Below are 21,236 nucleotides of genomic sequence, written 5' to 3'. Positions count from 1 at the left end.
ACGTGGATATGCTTCAAGAGACTTGCACAGGACATAAACTCCCACGTATAGCTGTCGTCAGCCCAACAGTGCCGCACGATGGCGCCGGAGGCGTTACCAGTGCACACTATAATATTTACAGTTCCTTGAAATCCCTTGGTTGTGATGCCAAGTTCATGACTTTTGAAGACATGAAATTGTCCGATTTCCCAGATGCCATCAGATGTGGCGCTTCACCCCTGCAGAAGTTTATCCTTGGTGCTTCTGTGCATTGCTTTCTAAAGGCGTTGGGTTCCCGTAAACCAGCTTACCAACTGGCAGACATATTCCTTTCCTTGCCTGGGGCGCTTCAACTGCGAAGGCATCACCGTCGTTTGAATCCTGATGTTGCTATCATTCCTGACCATGGTGCTCCCGGGTTGGTCCTGTCGAAGAGTGTTTCCCCCCTTATTCTTGTTGCACATCATATTCCGGCACGTTTTATTAACAATCCGCTGCTTGGGGACGTATGCAGGCTAGATGTATTTAAGGCAACAGCATTGGAACAGCGTGTTGTCAGTAAAGTAAGTGCTGTCGTTTGCCCCTCAGAATACATGAAAAGAGAATTTCAGAAGACATATTTATTCGCTGGAGAAATTGTGGTCATCCCCAATCCGATGGATGAAAGTCTGATGGATTCGATTCCTGCCCATGACATCCGAGTTGAAATGGGTCTTCCCTGTGAAGCACCGGTCGTGTACATACCATCAGCAGGAAATCAGTTTAAGGGGAGCAGATATGTTTCCGAAATTGTCAGAAGGCTTGCTACTGTTTATGGTGGTCATTTGGGTTTTTACCTTTCCGGCACAATAGATTCGACCTTAAAGGCTGAGTTGAAATATCTGCCCCCAAATGCACATTTGTTTATGCCTGGCCATGTTGATTTCCATTCAAATATCTCCTATGTCAAGTCATGCAGTTTCGGGGTGTCACCAACTCTGCTGGAAAGCTTCGGTATGGCACTCCTGGAGGCCGGTTCCTGCATGGTGCCTATGGTCACCTTTGACGTTGATGGGACAAGTGAAGTAATTAAAGACGGGATCAATGGGTTTCTGATTCCTTACCTCGATTTGGAGGGATTGATAAAGTCCGCCAGTAACTTATTTGAAAATGATCTTTGCATAAGACTTTCCAGTTCCGCAGCACATTATGTCAGAGACCGGTTCAGTTCATTTCGAATTGCTAAACAATATGTTAGTCTAATCCAGAGACTTACCGGTCGTTAATTCAAACTAAAGATCACAATAGGCACAACTAGTGATTATATTACTGCAGAAATACGGTCAGCTAGGGAACAGGCTTTCTTATCTCAGAGAATTTTTTGCTATTGCACTTGAGCATGATCTTGATGTCGTATTTTTCTCATTTGATGAATATGCCCATTATTTTTCAGGGACAAAGCGAGGTCTCGTTTGCTCCTTCCCATGTGGGAGAGGGCTAGCAGTCGATAAACGAGTAGGAAGAAGATGCAGGCAGCTGCTTCTTAACATCATAATTAGGGTCTTATCCGAATTCACAGCATTTACCCGGGGCATTGTTCCGCAACCAGAGGAGAACGGGTGCCATGTTTTTAACGCGGATTTTGTTGAGCGTATACAGAAGAAAAAAATAGTTTTGTTTCTTGAAGGTTGGCCATGTGTTCGACCTGAAATCATTGAGAAGCATGCAGTGAGAATTAGAGAGTATTTTTCGTTGGTGCAAGAACATGCATTGCGAGTGGACGCATTTTTACATAAGGCCAAAGATCATGGTGACTTCGTTGTTGGAATTCATATGAGAATGGGCGACTACAGATACTGGAATGATGGTAAATTTTTTTTCACAGTAGATGAGTACATAGAAGTAATGAGGACCATAATAGAGAAGCATAAGAGTAAGTCCATTGTATTTATCCTTTGCACTAACGAGGATCAGGAATGGTCACGATTTGAAGAATTTACATATCTTGTCGGGCCTGGTGATACAATAGGTGATTTATATGTCCTTGCTGGATGTAACGAAATCTATGGACCTCAGAGTTCTTATTCAGCGTGGGCTTCTTTTTATGGCAAAGTGCCTTTTTATGAGATGCGAAGTGATTCTGGTAGCGGTAGGGGATGCGGGAAAAATATCAGCTGACGCGAGCTCGTCAATGAACTGGCGCTGGTTATTAGTTCGTGATTCGAGAGAGTTAGGACTATGAAGTACGCTCCTATCATACTGTTTGCCTATAATCGTCCTTGGCATGTTTGCCAGACGGTTGAGGCGTTACAGAATAATGAGCTTGCGGCAGAAAGCGATGTATTCGTGTATTCTGATGGACCTAAGGGAACTGATGATATAGCTGCAGTTACGGAAGTGAGAAAATACATCAGTTCTATCAACGGGTTTAAGTCAATTAAAATGATCCAACGCGACACGAACTGGGGCCTTGCACGCTCCGTAATAGCTGGCGTATCAGAAATTTTGGGGTGTTATGGATGGGGTATAATTGTCGAGGATGATCTTGTAACTTCACCGTTTTTTTTAAAGTACATGAACGATGCTCTGAGGGTTTACAAAGATAACGAAAGAGTGATAAGTATTCATGGATACGTTTATCCTCTGCGAAAAAATGTTCCGGAGACTTTTTTTATCAAAGGAGCGGATTGTTGGGGGTGGGGGACGTGGCAGAGAGGCTGGAACCTTTTTGATCCAGACGGGAGCAAGCTACTTCATGAGATCGAACGTCGCAACTTGAAACGACGTTTTGACTATGACGGTACGTTTGGTTACTACCGTATGCTGCATGACCAAGTCGCCGGGAAGAATAACTCCTGGGCAATCAGGTGGTATGCATCCGCATTGATAAACGATCGCTTAACTCTTTATCCGGGGCGATCGCTTGTCCACAACATTGGCAATGATAACAGCGGCAACCACGGTGGTGAAACTAAGGCCTATGATACAAAGGTTGCTGACTATCCTGTTGCTGTCGAAAGACTGCTAGCTGACGAGAATCTTGTAGCTTACAACGAGTTCTGTTCGTACTTTTCTTCAATAAAGGTTCCACTACACAGCCGGTTGTGGAACCGCTTTATAGAATTTTTTTCAGGCTGCGCCTTCACCTTAAAGTGACCATATGAAAATAATTGCGATCCTAGAAGATCCTGTATTAGCCGGTGGTGAGTTTAACCAGGCCCTTAATGCTATTCTCCAAATGAAGGGAATATGTCAGGACCTATATGGATTTAAAGTGTATACCACGCACAAGGAAAATCTCATACTTCTTGAGCAACTAGGGATAGAGGCTCATTATTTTAATTATTGCTTATCAGACAAGCTTGTATCTGTATCTGCTTATAACTATATTGTTAAATTGATATGCACTAAACTAAATTTGATAGGCAAAACAGAATCAAAATTTATTAAAGAAGGAATCGATTTAATTTATTTTGCTAGTCATACGATGAGTGCAAGTATGTTTCAACGACTTAATTACGTTAATACTGTGGTTGATCTATGCCATAGAGATTATCCGGAATTTCCAGAAATTAAAATGTTGAACAATTTTTTCTGGCGCGAGCAACATTTGAATCATAATTTGTCATCATCTCTGGTGATTTTGACTGCTTCTCAACAACTGTCGGAATCTCTTGTTGCTAGATATGGAATCGATAAAAGCAGACTTCTTCCAATGCCATTTTCAGTGACACCTTACATGCAACCCGAGCATTCAGTGGATAAAAAATGGGTCCTTAAGGAATATGATTTGGAGGAGAACTTTTTTTTCTACCCTGCTCAATTTTGGGCCCATAAGAATCATATTCGCATTCTAGAGGCATTACTTGCCTTGCGCCAAAAGGGTATTGAGTGCAAAGTCGTTTTTTCCGGTGGAGATAAGGGCAATCAGGCCCATATTCAACGCTTTGTGGCAAAATATTCCCTTGAAAGCCAGGTCAGGATACTTGGTTTTGTACCTAAAGAATACATGCGTGGTCTATATGAAAGTTGCTTGGCAGTCACGATGCCTACCTATTTTGGCCCTACCAATTTGCCACCCTTGGAGGCATGGGCAATTGGCAAACCATTAATATATTCCTCATATCTGCATGACAACGTGGGAGATGCTGCTATTTGCGTCAATCCTGATTCTGTGACGGATTTGGTAGAGGCCATGATTTCCTGCATGCATGAAGATAAACGTCAAAATCTTATTGCTGCTGGCAAGTTGCGCCTAAAACAGATAGAAGTTCAGCGACATCATTCCGAATTAAAATTAAAGGAGATCCTGGAGCAATTTTCATTGAGGAGAAAATGCTGGGAATAGTTGTTTCATTTCCGTTTGCTCTTTTTGCCTTCGTGATCAATCCAGTTAGAAATATCGATGGTTTGGACTTCTGTATTGAAAGCGGTTGATGGTATTCTTGGCAAGGGATTGACCGCCCTTTTTCCACGACCCTCAACTGGATTCTTACGTGACTGCAGAAAACTCCTCCTTATTCGCCCCGGTGGTATCGGCGATGCTATACTGCTCGTTCCAACAGTTAATGCCATAAAGCGAGCTTACCCTGATTGCACAATTGATATCTTGGCGGAAAAGAGAAACGCCGCAGTGTTTGCTCTTTACCCTGGAATACGAGCGATTTACCTGTATCATAGTCTGAATAATTTGTTTTCAGTTTTTCGCAAGCGTTATGATGTGGTCGTCGACACAGAACAGTGGTACTTTCTTTCTGCCGTAGTTGCACGGCTGGTACGTGCCCCCATCAAGATTGGATTTGCGACGAATGAAAGAGGGCGCCTTTTTACTCATCTTGTACCGTACCCACATGATGTCTATGAGGTAGAAACATTCCTGACGCTGCTGCGTCCTCTTAAAGTCAATGTCGCACCTGGTACTCTGCAACCGTTTCTCCATGTACCAGAGACCGCAGTTAGTGCATCTTCATTGTTGGCCGAAGCCGGAGTTAGTCAATTTATGGCATTGTTTCCCGGTACGAGTGTTCGCGAGAAACGTTGGGAAACAAAGCGGTTTGTTTCCCTCGTTGCCAGACTGACCAGCCAAGGGAAGACGGTTGTGATTGTCGGCGGCACGGAGGATATTCCCATTGGTGAAGAGATTGCCAAGGTGGGCGGGGTGAATCTTGCTGGCAGAACTTCCCTTGCTGAAACTGCCGCAGTTATAGCCCGGGCTGATGTTCTGGTAAGCGGTGATTCTGGAGTGCTTCATCTTGCTGCAGGACTTGGTGTTCCGACCGTGGCACTGTTCGGGCCTAGCAGCATTGCCAAGTGGTCACCCCGGGGCAGCAGTGACAGGGTTGTCAGTGCGCAGAGCGCCTGCTCGCCATGCTCCCGGTATGGCACCATTCCGTCATGTCCCTACAATGTCCGGTGCATGGCGGACATTACTTTGGACGAAGTGATAATGGCCATAGAATCGGTAATCGCATAATGAGATTGCCGGAATTGAAAATATGGGATTAAAAAATTGTTGACATTATCATGCAGTCCTGTTAAAAGTACTGTCTGTTTTTCAGCAGGCGCGTAGCTCAGGGGTAGAGCACTAGCTCGACACGCTAGGGGTCGGCGGTTCGAAACCGCCCGCGCCTACCATCAGAAACATCGGCCGGTCTGAGGTCTACGGAGGCATCGAGATTCGATGCCTCTTTCTGTTAAGGGGTCTTTTTATGGGCGAGATTACTGTAAAGCTGCCGGATGGTTCGGAACGAGCTCTTTCTCAAGGGGCGTCTGTTTATGATCTTGCCGCTTCAATTGGTGCCGGTCTCGCCAAGGCTGCCATCGCTGGAAAGATAGACGGCGACTTGGTGGATCTTTCTGCCGCATTGCCCGACGGCTCCAGCGTTGCAATTATAACTGAGAAAAGTCCTGAGGCTCTGGAAATAATCAGACATTCCACTTCGCATCTCATGGCGCAGGCGGTGAAAACGCTGTTCCCGGAAGCAAAGGTAGCCATCGGACCTGCCATAGAGACCGGCTTTTACTACGATTTCGATGTGGATCATCCCTTCGCTCCCGAAGATCTGGAGAAGATAGAAAGCAAGATGCAGGAGCTGGCCAAAGCCAACCTGAAGATAGAGCGGCAGGTGCTGTCTTCTGCCGATGCCGTCAAGCTTTTCAAGGAAATGGGAGAAAGCTACAAGGTCGAGCTTATTGAAGATCTGGGCGCCGAGACCGTCTCCCTTTATCGTCAGGGTGATTTTGTCGATCTGTGTCGTGGTCCACATCTTCCTTCAACCTCTCACATCAAGGCATTCAAGCTGACTTCCATTGCCGGCGCCTACTGGCGCGGTGATGAAAAACGAAAAATGCTGCAGCGGGTGTACGGCACTGCCTTTGCGGATAAGAAAGATCTCGACGCTTATCTGACTCGACTGGAAGAGGCAAAGCGTCGCGATCATCGCAAGCTGGGCAAAGAACTCGACCTGTTCTCCTTTTCCGATGAGGTCGGAGCCGGGTTTGCCATCTGGCACCCGAAAGGGGCGATGCTCAGGACGATCATAGAAGACTTTGAACGCAAGGAGCATCTGAAGCGGGGATACGATATCGTTGTTGGCCCGCAGATTCTAAAGACTGATCTCTGGCAGCGTTCCGGCCATTATGACAATTACCGGGAAAACATGTATTTCACTGAGGTGGATGAACAGTCCTTCGGCATCAAGCCCATGAACTGTCTCTCCCACATGATGATCTACAAGTCCCATCTCCGCAGCTACCGTGATCTTCCCCTTAGGTTTTTCGAACTGGGCACTGTTCATCGCCATGAACGGGCAGGGGTTCTGCACGGCCTGATGAGGGTTCGCTGCTTTACCCAGGATGATGCCCATATCCTCTGCACGCCTGAGCAGTTGGATGGTGAGATCAAAGGGGTGCTTTCCTTTGTTCGGGATGTGATGGGCATCCTGGGTTTCGAATTCGAAATGGAACTCTCCACCCGTCCGGAAAAATCGATCGGTTCCGACGAAGACTGGGATAGGGCTACCAACGCTCTCCTTGGTGCCTTGAAGGATTCGGGGCGTCCTTACGAGATCAATGAGGGTGACGGCGCATTCTATGGGCCTAAAATCGACATCAAGCTGCGCGACTGTCTTGACAGAAGGTGGCAGTGTGCTACAATCCAGTGCGATTTTACCCTGCCAGAGCGGTTTGACCTGACCTATATCGACGCAGATGGTGAAAAAAAGCGCCCTGTTATGGTCCACCGGGTAATTCTCGGTTCCATCGAGCGCTTTATTGGCGTTCTGATCGAGCATTTTGCCGGCAATTTCCCTCTCTGGCTTTCTCCGGTTCAGGCTGTTGTGCTTACCGTTACGGACAACCAGCTGATGTTTGCCCGGCAGGTCTACGAAGAATTGCGTGCTGCGGGGATCAGGGTTCAGCTGGATTCCCGCAATGAAAAGCTCGGCTTCAAGATCCGCGAAGCCCAGCTGCAGAAGGTTCCATACATGCTGGTAATCGGTGACAAGGAAGTGGAAGCCGGTATGGTCACACCCCGTTACAGGGACGGCAAAAACCTCGACAGCATGAAATGCGTTGATTTTATAGAGTTCATACAAAAGGAAGTCAAAGGCTTCCATTGAGGAGGTGGCGTCATAGCTAAGCCGACAGTCAACATCAATCAGGCAATAAGGGCAAAAGAAGTCCGCGTTGTGGGGGCCGAGAGCGAACAGCTTGGCATTTTGCCGCTCCGCGAAGCATTGGCTCTTGCCGAGAGCCAGCAACTGGATCTGGTTGAAGTATCACCTACTGCCGTGCCACCTGTTTGCCGGATCATGGATTACGGCAAATTCAAGTATCAGCAGAGCAAGAAGCTGCAGGAAGCCAAGAAAAAACAGGTTCAGGTTCAGCTTAAAGAGGTCAAACTGCGACCCAAAACCGATGAACATGATCTAGCGTTCAAAGTAAAACATGTTCGGAGATTCCTCGAAGAGGGAAATAAAGCAAAGATAACCGTCGTATTCCGCGGGAGGGAGATCACTCACCAGGAGCTGGGCATGAATGCCCTGGAAAACTTTGCCTCCGAGTTGCAGGATATAGGAATTGTCGAGGTAAAACAGAAAATGGAAGGGCGGAGCATGTTCATCATTGTCGCCCCTAAAACGAAAACGAAATAAGAAAAATAAGGAGAAGGACCATGCCGAAAATCAAAACTCACAGGGGCGCTGCTAAACGTTTCACCAAGACAGGAACCGGAAAAATCAAGAGAAGCCACGCATTCACCAGCCACATTCTTACTTCCAAGACTAGGAAAAACAAGCGCAACCTGCGCAAGGGAGCGATCGTTGAGGCTGTCGATCACAAGAATATCGCCAAGCTGATCCCTTACATGTAAGAAAAAAACAGTGACAAGGGACAGGTGACGAGTGACGGAATTTACGAACCGTCACTCGCAACTCGTTACCCGTCACCGCCTTTAAGTCCGTGAACCGTGAGGAAACGTCTCCCCTTGCGGATCCGGCAAATAAACATCAAAGGAGTAGTAAGTATGCCACGCGTAAAAAGAGGTTTTAAAGCGAGACAGCGAAGAAACAAGGTGTTGAAGCTGGCCAAAGGCTACCGGGGAGCCAGGAGCAAACTTTTCAGGAGCGCTACCGAAGCGGTGGATCGCGCACTGAACTATGCCTTCCGTGACCGGCGCGTCAAAAAACGAGATTTCCGTGCCCTCTGGATTGCCAGGATCAATGCTGCAGCCCGGACCAACGGCATTTCATACAGCAAGCTTATCTTTGGCCTCAAACAGGCCAAGGTGGAAGTCGACCGGAAGGTGATGGCCGACCTTGCGGTGTCCGATCCACGGGGATTTGCCGAGATCGTTACAGTGGCAAAAGCCAATATTTAGGAACATCTAAAATAGTCCAAAAAAGAAATGAGATGCTGTCATCTCATTTCTTTTTTTATAAGGTCACGCTATGAGGGAAAAACTAGAGGCACTTCTGACGGCAGCTGCGGCAGAGCTGGCCCAGGTGGGCTCCGAAGAATCACTGCAGGAGCTACGAGTCAAATATCTCGGCAAAAAAGGGGAGCTGACATCGGTCATGAAGGGCCTTGGCAGCCTTACGCCGGAGGAACGCCCCCTTGTGGGGCAGATTGTCAATAAGGTCAAGGGAGAGCTGGAATCAAAGATCGAAGCTGCTTCATTGCAGATACGGGAGAGATTGAAGGCTGAAAAACTCCGTTCCGAACGCCTTGACGTTACCCTTCCCGGCAGAAGGCAACCAGTCGGCACCCGACATCCGATTTCCATCATTACTGAGGAGATTTCCGGGATCTTTGCCGGGCTTGGTTTTCAGGTCGCTGAAGGACCGGAAATAGAGCACGATTTCTACAACTTCGAAGCCCTCAATTTCCCCAAGGATCATCCTGCCAGGGACATGCAGGACACCTTTTTTATCTCCGATACGCTTCTGCTGCGCACCCATACTTCTCCCGTCCAGGTGCGTACTATGCTCAAGCAGCCGCCCCCCGTGCGGATCATTGCCCCGGGAACCGTCTACCGCTGTGATTCCGATGCCACCCACTCCCCAATGTTCCACCAGATAGAAGGATTGATGGTCGACAAGGGTATCACTTTCGGCGATTTGAAAGGGATCCTCACCAACTTCATAAACCAGCTTTTTGGCTCCGGTACAGGTGTCCGTCTGCGTCCCAGTTTCTTTCCCTTTACGGAGCCAAGCGCCGAGGTGGATATTGCATGCGTCATCTGCAAAGGGAAGGGGTGCCGGGTCTGTAAGAACACCGGCTGGCTGGAAATTCTCGGTGCAGGCATGGTCGATCCTGAAGTCTACCGGCACGTCAACTACGATGCGGAACTCTACACAGGGTTTGCCTTCGGCATGGGCATCGAGCGCATAGCCATGCTCAAATACGGCATCAGCGACATGCGTTTGTTGTTCGAAAACGACCTGCGTTTCCTCAAGCAATTCTAGTTTCTCACAATATCTTTTAAAGAGTGGAATCATGATTGTTACCTATAACTGGCTCAGAGAATTTGTCGATTGCGATCTGCCCGTGACAGAACTTTCCGATCTGCTGACCATGCTCGGCCTTGAGGTTGAGCGCGTGGAGACGGTTGGCGAAGGAATGGACGATGTTGTTGTCGCCCAGGTCCTGGAAAAAAACCAACATCCCAACGCGGACAAGCTTTCGCTCTGCAAAGTCAACAACGGCTCGGAGATCCTGAGCATTGTCTGCGGCGCGCAGAATTTCAAGGCAGGAGACAAGGTCGCCCTGGCCCAGATAGGCGCTGTACTGCCGGGAGACTTCAAGATCAAGCGTTCCAAGATCAGGGGCGAAGAGTCATGCGGCATGCTCTGCTCCGAAAAAGAGCTGGGTCTTGCAGATGAGTCGGCAGGAATCATCATCCTGCCGGCGGACCTGCAACTGGGCGAGCCCGTGTTTTCCGCTCTGGGGCTGAAGGATACCATTTTCGAGATTGGTTTGACCCCCAATCGGGCCGATTGCCTCAGTGTCATCGGCATTGCGCGGGAAATCGCCGCCAAGTTGGGCAAGAAGGTAAAATATCCCGCCCTGGAGATTGCCGAGGGGGGGGCTGCAATTACCGATGTGGCTTCCGTAACCATTGAGGCGCCGGAGTTGTGCCCCCGGTACACGGCTCGTTATGTCTCAGGATGCAAAATCGGACCATCGCCACAATGGATGGTCAACAGGCTGAAAGCGGTGGGGCAGCGCTCCATCAACAACGTAGTGGATGTTACCAACTATGTTCTGATGGAGTACGGTCATCCTCTCCATGCCTTCGACTTCAAATTCCTGGAGCAAGAACAGATCGTCGTCAAGCAGGCAGCGGATGGTGACACTTTCGAAACCCTCGATGGACAGACAAGAATTCTCCTGTCCTCCGATCTTACCATCTGCGACGGAAAGAGGGCGGTTGCCCTGGCCGGAATCATGGGGGGGAAAAATTCGGAGATAGCCGATGACACTACCGACATCCTCATCGAAAGCGCCTATTTCAATCCATCAGCCATTCGCCGCACCTCCAAGCGTCTGGGACTCCACACGGAATCCTCCCATCGTTTCGAGCGGGGAACAGACATAAATATCCTCCCCATTGCCCTTAATCGTGCCGCTTCGCTGATTGCCGAGCTTGCTGGCGGAACTATCGCCAGGGGGATTATAGATGCATACCCACAGGTTGTCCCGGAAAGGCAGATAGCGGTCCGTGTCGACCGAATAAACCATGTTCTCGGGATTGAACTTACCGATGCCGAGGTGAAAGGGCTGTTTGAGCGGCTCGAACTAAAAATTATAACATCCGGTCAGGGTGTTATGGAGGTAGCCGTTCCTTCATATCGCGTGGATCTGGAGCGTGAAATCGACCTGATCGAGGAAGTCGCGCGGTTGCACGGTTTTGAAAAAATCCCCGCCACCATGCCCCAGGCCAGGATATTTTCAGAAGCCACCCCGTCATACTTGTCCACGGCGAAGAAAATAAAAGATCTGCTCGTCAGTCAGGGATTGAGCGAGGTGATCAACTATAGTTTTTTCGCGCCCGATGCCTATGACAAAATCCTCCTTGCAGCAGACGATTATCGCCGCAACACCATACGGCTTCTCAATCCCCTGTCCGACGAACAGTCAATAATGCGTACGACGCTGTTGCCGGGTCTTCTCGAAACTGCAGCCAGAAATGCCAGCTTCCGTCTCCTGAACCAGCGCATTTTCGAGATGCGCCGTATCTATCTGCCAAAGCACGCCGATGAACTTCCCGAGGAGCCACCGTTCGTTGCCGGCTTGTTGACTGGCCTGCGGGGGAGTGAGGGGTGGAATCAGGCAAAGGATGAAGTGGATTTTTACGATGTCAAAGGCATCCTGGAGAACATTTTTGCCGCTCTGGGCATATCTGGCTATTCCTTCGAAGTAAGGGAGCCGGAGCCATTTTATCATCCGGGCAAATCGTCCTTCATTGTCTGTAACGGTGGTGTTGTCGGCTCTCTTGGTGAACTGCACCCAACCATCCAGGAAACATATGGGCTGGAGAAACCCCTTTATCATTTCGAATTGAATTTCGAGAAGTTGGTGGGGTGCCGCAAGGAAGGCATGACGGTGTTTGCCCCATCCCGTTTTCCGGACACGTACCGTGATATTGCTCTGTTGGTGGGAGATGACGTAACAGCAGAGGCCGTCGTCGGCTGCGCCAGAAAGGTAAAAGCACCGGAAATATCGCGGGTTGAAATCTTCGACCTGTACAAGGGGGGAAACATCCCTGCAGGATATAAAAGCATCGCCATCAGGGTGCGGTACAGCTCCAAGGAAAAAACTTTAACCGATGAGGAAGTGACCCCCATCCACCAGCAGGTTATACAGATGCTTCAGCAAAAATTAAATGCATCGATCCGCTAAAAATGGGTTGATTCTCGGTTCCCCCTGTGGTATAACCCAACCTCGCTGTCGAACTTGGCTGCCCACTGAATTACCGATTAAGTTGAGGGGTTTATGACGAAAGCTGATATAGTCGAAAGGATTTACGAAAAGGTAGGGTTTTCCAAAAAAGAATCGGCAGAGCTTGTTGAGACTGTCTTTGACCTCATAAAAAGCACCCTGGAAGAGGGTGATAAAATTAAAATCGCCGGGTTCGGTAACTTTGTCGTCAAGGAGAAGGCGGACCGTCGCGGACGAAATCCCCAAACCGGCGAGGAGATTACCATCTCCGCACGGAAGATCCTTACATTCAAGCCGAGTCAGGTACTTAAAGCCGCTATCAACAATCAATAATCCTCATCAGGGGCCATGTTTCCATTCGGGACAAGCTATTTTACAAGATAGGGGAAGTTTCGGAACTGACCGCCCTGAGGCCGTCAGTACTGCGTTTCTGGGAAACGGAGTTTCCGGCTCTGTCCCCGAAGAAAAGCAAGAGCGGTCAGAGGCTCTATAGCAGTGAAGATCTTGAGGTTGTGAAAGAAATCAAGCAGCTGCTCTATGACGAGAAATTGACAATCGACGGCGCCCGTAGAAGACTTGTGGGGCGAAGCCGAAATCCAGGGGAGGCGGAGGCTGACGGCACCGGCAAACAAGCTGAGCAGTTGAAGCAACTCCTGAGGTATGTGGTGGCTCAGTTGAAGGATCTAAGAGATACAATTTAGCATATCGGTGCGTAGCGCAGCCTGGTAGCGCACTAGACTGGGGGTCTAGTGGTCGCTGGTTCGAATCCAGTCGCACCGACCATTATAAAGGGTTTATGGATTTTTCCGTAAGCCCTTTTCTTTTACCTTTGGCGATTATGGGGAAATCGCCATCACTTCGGAGGAATCGTTGGAAGGTGTGTTAGAAACCGGTACTTCTGTATAGCTATTTGGCCATTACATACGGTCGAACAGCGTAAAAAAGAGGGTGCGCTCTGGTAAAAGGGTCTGATATTGATTAAATGTCTGAGTTTTGTAACTTACTGAGATTTCAATATCAGATCTAATCGATGTCTTTGTTAATAATTTTAAATGATTACAAATAATTACCTAAAATCAGTTGCTTTTAGCTTTGCTTAAATTTCATAAATTAAATTTGTATTTGACTGGTGATATATGGGTATTCTTTTTGCATCTGTCGCGATTGGTGTTCTATGACCGAGCTTATGAATTTATTTGATCAGTCAGTGTTTTGATATATGCAAATTGGATTACTACTTTCTAAGGGGTAGAGATTATGGGTAAGGTTATCGCTAAAAAAATCAGAGGACTGAATCTGTGGGCTAAGGTAGCGTTGACGCTGGTTTTTACTTTGGCTCTGTCGGTGTTCATGTATGAGGGGTGGTATAAACCACTAAAAGCTCAGGCAGCTACAGTGACCTATTATATGAATGTGGATACCGCAACAAGTCTTGGAGCGGATGGTACCTGTAACGTAACGGGTGTAACTCCCTACACATCAACCGGTATCGGAAGGACAACCACCCGAACGTCAGAATACGGCACCGCGTCGAGATATTATCCTTCGGTAACGGGCGGCGCTACAGCCACAGAACTAAATGTCTACACGCCGGTGTACGCTGCGAATGCCGTGGATATATCTGCAATTTCAGTGTCGGCTGCTCTTCGTGGGCTAGCCGCTACGGATACGGTAAAGCTTGATCTATACGATTATGATCCTGCTGGTGCTTTAGATAATGGAACGCTGGTCGCCTCGTCAGCCGCACAAACCCTTACAGGTGGAACTAATACAACCCAGTATACCTGGGCTGCTGGTGATTTTACAATCAATGGGACAGGACGTGTTGCTCTTGGTCACCGACTTCAATTCAGATTTACCTGGTATTCTGCATCTACCGGTACACCCCGTGTTTATTTCGGCGTTGCCGGAACGTTGACATCAACGAATTTTACCGTTACAGAAACCGCTGTTGTTGCTGATACAACTCCTCCGACGGTTACGGCATTCACCATGCCTGCCACCGCCAATAGCACCACCGTGAACGTATCCTCCTTTACTGCTACCGATGCGGTTGGCGTAACCGGGTATATGATTACTGAAAGTGCCACTGCTCCGCTTGCCGGTGCTGCCGGTTGGACCGCCACAGCGCCGACTACCTTTACCTTTGCCGGAACCGGTGCGCGGACGGCTTATGCCTGGGCCAAAGACGCTGCCGGAAACGTATCGACCAGTCGCAGCGCAAACGTAACCATCACCATTCCCGATACAACTCCTCCGACGGTCACGGCATTCACCATGCCGGCAACCGCCAGTAGCACCACGGTGAGCGTAACCACCTTTACTGCCACCGACACGGTCGGTGTAACCGGATATATGATTACCGAAAGTGCCACTGCTCCGCTAGCCGGTGATGCCGGTTGGACTGCCACAGCGCCGACGACCTTTACTTTTGCTGGTACCGGTGCCCGTACTGCCTATGCCTGGGCGAAGGATGCCGCTGGCAATGTTTCTACAAGCCGGAGTGCTGCTGTTACGATCACGGTATCCTGTATCCGCAACACACCAACTCTTGCTGTTTCGCCATCCACATATGTTCAAAGCGGCGCCAGCACAACCTACACGGTCACAGTCACTAACAATGACTCAGCAGGTTGTACTGACACCGTTACCTTTACGCCATCGTTGACTAATAACAACAGCACAAGCTTTACCTTCGGCTCTTTGACGCCAACAACTGTCGGCCTGCAAGCTGGTCAAACAGGCACTTCTACTTTCGCAATAACTGCAAAAGCTACCGCAGTAGAAGGTGATGCCAATACCTCGACTGTGGGCGTTACCGCTACCGGCCATACCACACCTGCCAATGTCACTGCTGTGACGACAGTCAATAACTCGAGCCCCTTGATGCACAGCGCTGCCAACCTAGGCACGAAATACGGCAACTGGGGTATCGGTAAGGATTGCACCTGGTGTCACACAGCCGGTTCTACCAACGTCAAGCAGATCGCCCAGCAGATAGCTACACCCACCGGAGCGAGGAGCGTTACCTTCCTCAAGATGACCTCTACGACACCTAACGCGATGGACCTGTTCGGTAACGATCAGCGGCAGGTCCTGACCAAGTCTTCAAACATCTGCGAAGTCTGCCACCATCAGACCAATTACCATCAGTACAGTTCAGTGACGAAAGCAACTGGCAAGTCGGTCACCTCCACCAGTCATTACAATCGCGTGGACTGCGCCTCCTGTCATAAGCATGGTACTGGATTCAAACCCAGCGGCCACAATGTTCCTTACTACGCCACGAGCACCGGTCACACCGGTTGTGCCAGCGGCATCGGTTGCCATACCAACAGCACGCCAGCGGGGGCATACCCCACCACCGGTGGGACCGCACCCAACTGCCAGGCCTGCCATACCAAGGGCGATCCTCTCACTGCGGGTATCGGTTGCGGTAGCTGCCACGGCGCCAATGGCGGCACCGGCGAGCCGAACGGAACCGTTCATCCTAACGCAGTCGGCAGCCATCCCAAACATACAGCCCTTGCTCAGGTTACGTCCTGTTCTTACTGCCATGATGCAGGCGGCGACGCCGGCAACCCCGCCGATCATGGCCCGGGCAACAGGGGCAATGCAGTCACTAACCCCGCTGTGGTGAACCTTGCGTCTACTCTGCAATGGAGTGGTGCTCCGAATAACCAATGTAATAACGCAAGCTGTCATGCCAATGTCTACAGTCCTACAGGAACAACTCCTACGCCTGCCTGGGGAACCTCTGCCGGCTGTGGCGCCTGCCATACCGGAACCCCTGGTGCATTCCAGGCAAATGGTGCACCAAATACCGGTGGTCACAATATACATATGACCGCTGGCGCAGCCTGCGGTGACTGTCATACCGGTGCCGTTGCCAATACCACGGGTGGCAACAGTCATGCAGACGGCTACGTCAATGTTGCCAATGGGTATAATGGTGGCAACCCTGTCACGAAACATGCTGCAGGTTCCGGCTATTCAACCTGTACTACAGCCTCCTGCCATGCAGATCCTTACTCGACAGCCACCGTCACTACAAATACATGGAGCGCTACCAGCGGCGGTTGTGTTGCCTGCCACAAGAATGCCGCCAACAACAATAATCAGGCAGCATTCATTGGCTATTCTGCTCCCTCTACCCAGATCGGTCCCATGACCGGTAGCCATGACGAGCATCTCAACTATGACCGTTATACCTGCGGTAACTGCCATGCCGGTGCTGTTTCAGGGACAACTGGTGGTAGCAACCATGGTAATACTTGGATTAATGTCATCCAGTATGCCGCGCCTGTTGCCAAGCATGCTGCGCCATTTACCTATACTGTCAACGGTTGCGCTCAAGATTGCCACATAGCTGCTACCTGGGGCGGTCAACTCCGTTGTATCGATTGCCATGCGCAAACCATTACCCGTAAGAAAGGGCGCGCTGCCGGTGATGTTCTGGATGCTGTAACGGCTGAATTTGCTAAGACTTATGGGCATAAGAAACTCGGACGTAATGCGGTTGCCGATGATGACTGCATAGTCTGCCATCTTGAGGGAAGGTCCACTGATCACAGAACATCCAAATTCCATGCAGATGGGAACATTGACCTGCGTGACCCTTGGGGTAACGGCGAGACGCCGATTACCAACATGTCCGGCGGGCAATTTACCTTCCAGCGTTTTTCAACCTCCTATGCTTCCGGATCGAGAAAAACAACGATGAATAACGCCGATATCGCTCAGGTTATCAGCTTGCGGTTCTGCATTCGTTGCCATAGCAGCCAGGGTGCCACCAACCCGGCAGCACGCTCTGCTAACGGTACCCCGGCAGGCAGTGCAAATATGCCTTTTGGCGGAACAACAGGCTACACGGTGGCAAGTGGCAATGGCGTAACGGTTGCCGGTGGTACCATCAACGTGTTCACCCAGTTCACTACCGCCAACTCATCGGTTCATCCGGTTCGTGGTCCTCTGAACAGGGACTTCCCTATCGCGTCGAGATTGAGTGTGCCATATAACGGGCAGGTCGCAGGGCGGGTGGCTACCGGCGGAACAAAAACCCTCAGCGTCATCATTAACTGCTTTGACTGTCACAACACTTACAACGGCACGCCAAAGACACTGAGAACCACCGCAGCTCACGGCACCAATAACACGCAAATGGTGCGCGGGAATATCTATTCCGCCACTGCGCCGAATCTCTGCACCATATGCCACACCGGCTATACCTCGACCTCCAATCACGGTTCCGGGTCGGCGATGAATGGCAACTCGGACGGTTCTGAAGGTTGGGCCACCACCTGCTGGAACTGCCATTCCAGTACTACAACCAAGCCAGCACGTCCGATGCCGGCAGCTGATTATCATGGCTTCAACAAGCTGGTGTCCGGGGCCAACTGGACCGGTACCGGTGCAAATCAGCGTCCGTTTGCCTTCATTCGAAATACGACAAACTTCATCGGCCACAGACCAAAGACCGCTACCGAGTGGACAACGGGGAATGCGACTTGCGTGGGTGACAGTAGCCATTGTGCCGGTAAGAACGGTACGCAGACCTACTCACCAGGTGGTCAATACTAAGTACTGGACATAACTCCTGCTGTACACAGCAACCCCGTTCGCAAGAACGGGGTTGCTGTATTTATGAGCAAGGTATGTTGCGTCCCGCCAAAATAGAATACGATCTCTGCGAGTGCATCAACCCATCGGCAAGGTAATTTTCCTCATAGCCAGTTACCTTAATAGCAATGTCCAGTTTTTAAGGATGCAAGTAAAATGATTGATACAGGTTTCAACAGATTTATCGTTATAATGGTGCTGCTTGCCCTGTCAACTACGGGCTGTCGTGAGAGCCATTTCAGTTCGCCTAAACAACGGCTGTATTCGGTAGTGGATAAGCCGGCGGTCCTGGCAACGGTCATGCCCGATGACAAGCCTGTTGTCCAATCATCCGGCCTTGCCTACCATGCACCTAAGGAAGCCAGACTAGAATATACGTTTAGTGACTTGGGGGGCGGCGTTTTCTACACGACTCAAAAGGCCGGGATGTCCCACGTGGTACATAACGGCATGGCGGGGAAGCCGTACAAGGCGCTCGGAGAAGTTAAGCTGAGCCCTGATGGAAAGCATGTCGCCTATGGCGCACTGGTGGGCAATATGTGGCGCATGGTGGTAGACGGGGTGGAAGGCATGGACTTCAACACTGTCAAAGCGCCCATTTTCAGTCCGGACAGTCATCATCTCGTCTATCAAGCCATGAAAGGGGAAAAGTGGTATCTGGTACTCGACTCCAGGCAGAATAGCGGGACCATGAAACGGTATCTGCGCCCGGTGTTCAGTGGCGATTCTTTGAAAATTGCCTATGTGGATGATGTTGACGATGCTTACCGGGGGCGGTTGCTCGTCAGCGATATTGGCTTCGAGCACGCAAAAGTTCTGGAGCCGGGGGGTGTGTCTTTCCTTGCCACTAATGACGATAATACGCGAGTCGTGACGACTCTCTTGACCAATGGCAAGCAGCAGGTTATCGATTTCAGCTTTGCTAAGCCTGCCGACATCAGGAAGGGCCCGTTATACGATTCGGTCCAAAATATCAGCTTTGGACCCGATGGCGTCTCATTAGTCTACATGGCAGAGCGAGGCGGCAAAAAGCTCATCGTGCTTAATAATCGGGAAGAACCTTTTCCCGATGGAGCATTGGTCGAGGGGCCTCTTTTACGTCCCGACTTGAAAGGTGCCGGAGCGATAATATCGAATCATGACAGGTCATATCTCTGGCAATTTTCTGCTGAAAGTGGCAAGGTAGGAAACGAATACGATGAGCTCTCCTCCCTCAGTTACAGCAAGGATGGCAAAGAGTATGTATGTGCGGCACGCAGGGGAAGTGCGTGGTTCATTGTGGTCAACGGCAAGGAAGGCCCCTCGTTTGATCGTGTGGTTTCACCGAAGATCAGCCCCGATGGTAAATATATCGTCTATCGTGCCCGAAAGGATATGAAACGTTTTGTCGTCGTCGCAGATATTTCTGGGAAAACGATTCGGATACATCCCTCCTATGAGCAGGTCTTTGACGTTCAGTTTACTCTCGACGGCAGGTCGGTTGCCTATGGCGTAAAGGATGGCCAGCAGCTGGCCTGGAAGGTAGAACCCCTTTGATCAACCTCCTGCAGTTGATATTCTTTTTTACGATTATCGTGTCTGTTGCTTCTGGTTCCGCGGTGGCTTCCAACCTGCCTACCTGCAGCAATCGTGTTATCCAGGCCGTAACTGCTAAATCAGGCTGCACGGTGGGTGATGCGAATTGCTGGATGTCCAAAGGTGGATTCTGTACTGATTACATAACAAAAAGAACACAGCTGGCAAGTAACGATTCTCCTCCTCGGCTGGTTCCCATCAGCCAGGCGCAGGTTAAAAAAGGCGATGTTGCCCATTTCCTCAAGCCGATGCACTATTCATACGTGGAAAGCGTGGTCAGGGATGCGGGTGGCAAGCCGGTTGCGGTGAACCTGTCCGAGTACAATTATGGCACCTGCTGGGTTGACGAGGACAGTATGGTAACGGACCGGTACATGCGAGTGAACAGACGCTCTGTTCCTGTTGGCAGAGTGGATGGAGGCTTCCTGAGGCCTCGATAACGCAAAAATCCCAGTGACTATCTTCAAAAGGACATATCTGCATGAACGAACATCTCTCCCCTTCTGTTGACCCGCAACCGGAGCAGGAAGTTTTTCCCGTAGAGCCTTACTACCATCCAATTCATAGAATTCCGCAGAAAATTTACAATTTCCTGGCATCAGCCCGGCTGGCAATGGTGCTGCTGGTGTCGATCCTGGGTTGTTGTGTCGCCGGTGTGACAATTTGGCGTGGTGCGGAAGCCGGCCGTGTGATTTTTGGGACTCTTTGGTTCAACGGTTTGCAGGTGCTACTGGTAATCAATGTCGCCTGCTGTTTTTTCGGCAGGGTATGGCACCGCAGGCTGACGATCACATCCTTCGGCATGATCCTGTTTCATCTCAGTTTTGTGTTCATGCTCCTGGGAATAGTTTATAACAGCCTCTTCTGTTTCCGCGGACTAATCCGACTTACGGAAGGCGAGGTACTACCCAGCTGGGACCTGCGTAGTTACGACAGCGTAGACTATGGGCGATTCTTCAGATTTAGCCGCTTGAAAGGCGATACCGCCCTGATCAAAATGCATACCGGCTATAAGGTCGGTGGTCAAGACAAGTGGGCTGCCTATGAGGTAGCAGTCGGTGAGGGGGCAAACAAGAAGCAAGGGATGGTCTACGTTACCCATAAACTAACCCATGGCGCGTTTGATTATTTCACCGACAAAGAGGGGTATTCGCTGTTGGTAACACTCTCCGACCGGCAGGGTCATATTATGTATGGTGGCCATATCCCGCTGCAAAGCATTCGGCTGGCTGATGGGAAAAATATTTATGCGTCAGGCTATTATGATGGCAAAGCTGTCAGACCGGCACCCATAATGTTTCCTGCCCCTCCGGAAAAACCGCTCATGGCCCTTCAAGTGGAGTATTTCCCTTCTAAGCAGAAGGAACGGGGAGGGGATGCTCAACTCCAGTTGTTTCCTCTTGATTTAAAAGGAAACGCACCCATAGGAAAACCGTTTGCCGAAGAAACGATGCCCATCGGCCAGCAATTTGCTGTCGGCCAGTACGTGCTGACCGCGCAAGAAGTTCGTTATTGGGTCAGGATGACCGTCCGCCACGAACCGGGCAAGCCCATTGTCCTTGCCAGCCTCTGGGTTGGACTGGCAGGGATGATCATCACAACCGTGGGCAGGATGCTGCGAAAACGGAGATAATGCTTCCCAC

General features: G+C 50.0%; 17 protein-coding genes and 2 tRNA genes. All 19 read left to right on the top strand.

The genetic code is table 11. The features are described from left to right. The first annotated feature begins 8 nt into the window (after window positions 1-8). The 19 genes from ML541_RS06540 to ML541_RS06450 all read left to right on the top strand — a co-directional run bounded on the left by ML541_RS06540 (window position 9) and on the right by ML541_RS06450 (window position 21,226). Complete coding sequence (locus ML541_RS06540) at window positions 9-1,244, top strand: glycosyltransferase family 4 protein (RefSeq protein ID WP_243371989.1); 1,236 nt, start codon at window positions 9-11, stop codon at window positions 1,242-1,244. Between the two features lie 31 nt (window positions 1,245-1,275). Then, a complete protein-coding gene (locus ML541_RS06535; RefSeq protein WP_243371788.1) occupies window positions 1,276-2,136 on the top strand; it encodes a hypothetical protein in 861 nt (286 codons plus the stop codon). A gap of 60 nt (window positions 2,137-2,196) precedes the next feature. Beyond that, a complete protein-coding gene (locus ML541_RS06530) occupies window positions 2,197-3,114 on the top strand; it encodes a glycosyltransferase (protein ID WP_243371787.1) in 918 nt (305 codons plus the stop codon). A 4-nt stretch (window positions 3,115-3,118) separates the two neighbouring features. Continuing rightward, entirely contained in the window at window positions 3,119-4,306 is a 1,188-nt protein-coding gene (locus ML541_RS06525) for a glycosyltransferase (protein ID WP_243371786.1), read from the top strand. A gap of 75 nt (window positions 4,307-4,381) precedes the next feature. Further along, the gene (locus ML541_RS06520; RefSeq protein WP_243371785.1) at window positions 4,382-5,431 is read left to right on the top strand and encodes a glycosyltransferase family 9 protein; all 1,050 of its coding nucleotides are present in this window, start codon (window positions 4,382-4,384) and stop codon (window positions 5,429-5,431) included. An 86-nt stretch (window positions 5,432-5,517) separates the two neighbouring features. Continuing rightward, a tRNA-Val gene (locus ML541_RS06515) sits at window positions 5,518-5,592 on the top strand. 74 nt (window positions 5,593-5,666) lie between these two features. Then, window positions 5,667-7,577: a threonine--tRNA ligase gene (gene thrS / locus ML541_RS06510; RefSeq protein ID WP_243371784.1), complete on the top strand. Its 1,911-nt coding sequence runs from the start codon at window positions 5,667-5,669 to the stop codon at window positions 7,575-7,577. Between the two features lie 12 nt (window positions 7,578-7,589). After that, window positions 7,590-8,111: a translation initiation factor IF-3 gene (gene infC, locus ML541_RS06505; RefSeq protein WP_243371988.1), complete on the top strand. Its 522-nt coding sequence runs from the start codon at window positions 7,590-7,592 to the stop codon at window positions 8,109-8,111. A 20-nt stretch (window positions 8,112-8,131) separates the two neighbouring features. Next, complete coding sequence (gene rpmI / locus ML541_RS06500; protein ID WP_243371783.1) at window positions 8,132-8,329, top strand: 50S ribosomal protein L35; 198 nt, start codon at window positions 8,132-8,134, stop codon at window positions 8,327-8,329. Between the two features lie 153 nt (window positions 8,330-8,482). Then, window positions 8,483-8,836, top strand: a complete 354-nt coding sequence (rplT, locus tag ML541_RS06495) for a 50S ribosomal protein L20 (protein ID WP_243371782.1) — start codon at window positions 8,483-8,485, stop codon at window positions 8,834-8,836. Between the two features lie 70 nt (window positions 8,837-8,906). Beyond that, a complete protein-coding gene (gene pheS / locus ML541_RS06490) occupies window positions 8,907-9,923 on the top strand; it encodes a phenylalanine--tRNA ligase subunit alpha (RefSeq protein ID WP_243371781.1) in 1,017 nt (338 codons plus the stop codon). Between the two features lie 31 nt (window positions 9,924-9,954). After that, a complete protein-coding gene (gene pheT / locus ML541_RS06485) occupies window positions 9,955-12,360 on the top strand; it encodes a phenylalanine--tRNA ligase subunit beta (protein ID WP_243371780.1) in 2,406 nt (801 codons plus the stop codon). A 93-nt stretch (window positions 12,361-12,453) separates the two neighbouring features. Further along, entirely contained in the window at window positions 12,454-12,732 is a 279-nt protein-coding gene (locus ML541_RS06480) for an integration host factor subunit alpha (RefSeq protein WP_012648430.1), read from the top strand. Window positions 12,733-12,755: 23 nt separating this feature from the next. Continuing rightward, complete coding sequence (locus ML541_RS06475) at window positions 12,756-13,100, top strand: MerR family transcriptional regulator (protein ID WP_347710789.1); 345 nt, start codon at window positions 12,756-12,758, stop codon at window positions 13,098-13,100. A gap of 5 nt (window positions 13,101-13,105) precedes the next feature. Further along, window positions 13,106-13,182, top strand: a tRNA-Pro gene (locus ML541_RS06470). 1,131 nt (window positions 13,183-14,313) lie between these two features. Continuing rightward, window positions 14,314-17,979, top strand: a complete 3,666-nt coding sequence (locus ML541_RS06465) for a hypothetical protein (protein WP_243371778.1) — start codon at window positions 14,314-14,316, stop codon at window positions 17,977-17,979. Between the two features lie 195 nt (window positions 17,980-18,174). After that, a complete protein-coding gene (locus ML541_RS06460) occupies window positions 18,175-19,554 on the top strand; it encodes a hypothetical protein (protein ID WP_243371776.1) in 1,380 nt (459 codons plus the stop codon). After that, complete coding sequence (locus tag ML541_RS06455; RefSeq protein ID WP_243371775.1) at window positions 19,551-20,033, top strand: hypothetical protein; 483 nt, start codon at window positions 19,551-19,553, stop codon at window positions 20,031-20,033. The genes ML541_RS06460 and ML541_RS06455 overlap by 4 nt, the downstream gene beginning before the upstream one ends. 41 nt (window positions 20,034-20,074) lie before the next feature. Beyond that, on the top strand, window positions 20,075-21,226 hold the full coding sequence (locus ML541_RS06450; protein ID WP_243371774.1) for a cytochrome c biogenesis protein ResB: 1,152 nt from the start codon (window positions 20,075-20,077) through the stop codon (window positions 21,224-21,226). The last annotated feature ends 10 nt before the right edge of the window (window positions 21,227-21,236 follow it).

Origin of the sequence: Geotalea sp. SG265, assembly GCF_022808985.1 — a bacterium.
Taxonomy (GTDB): Bacteria; Desulfobacterota; Desulfuromonadia; order Geobacterales; family Geobacteraceae; genus Geotalea.
The sequence above is the reverse complement of the archived record's forward strand: the minus strand, read 5'-3'. Positions and strand labels throughout refer to the sequence as shown.

What these genes read in the sequence shown, in the direction of transcription:
- rplT (WP_243371782.1), top strand. Translation starts at nt 8,483, where the DNA reads ATGCCACGCGTAAAAAGAGGTTTTAAAGCGAGACAGCGAAGAAACAAG.
- ML541_RS06450 (WP_243371774.1), top strand. Translation starts at nt 20,075, where the DNA reads ATGAACGAACATCTCTCCCCTTCTGTTGACCCGCAACCGGAGCAGGAA.
- rpmI (WP_243371783.1), top strand. Translation starts at nt 8,132, where the DNA reads ATGCCGAAAATCAAAACTCACAGGGGCGCTGCTAAACGTTTCACCAAG.
- pheT (WP_243371780.1), top strand. Translation starts at nt 9,955, where the DNA reads ATGATTGTTACCTATAACTGGCTCAGAGAATTTGTCGATTGCGATCTG.
- ML541_RS06540 (WP_243371989.1), top strand. Translation starts at nt 9, where the DNA reads ATGCTTCAAGAGACTTGCACAGGACATAAACTCCCACGTATAGCTGTC.
- ML541_RS06530 (WP_243371787.1), top strand. Translation starts at nt 2,197, where the DNA reads ATGAAGTACGCTCCTATCATACTGTTTGCCTATAATCGTCCTTGGCAT.
- thrS (WP_243371784.1), top strand. Translation starts at nt 5,667, where the DNA reads ATGGGCGAGATTACTGTAAAGCTGCCGGATGGTTCGGAACGAGCTCTT.
- pheS (WP_243371781.1), top strand. Translation starts at nt 8,907, where the DNA reads ATGAGGGAAAAACTAGAGGCACTTCTGACGGCAGCTGCGGCAGAGCTG.
- ML541_RS06525 (WP_243371786.1), top strand. Translation starts at nt 3,119, where the DNA reads ATGAAAATAATTGCGATCCTAGAAGATCCTGTATTAGCCGGTGGTGAG.
- ML541_RS06460 (WP_243371776.1), top strand. Translation starts at nt 18,175, where the DNA reads ATGATTGATACAGGTTTCAACAGATTTATCGTTATAATGGTGCTGCTT.
- ML541_RS06480 (WP_012648430.1), top strand. Translation starts at nt 12,454, where the DNA reads ATGACGAAAGCTGATATAGTCGAAAGGATTTACGAAAAGGTAGGGTTT.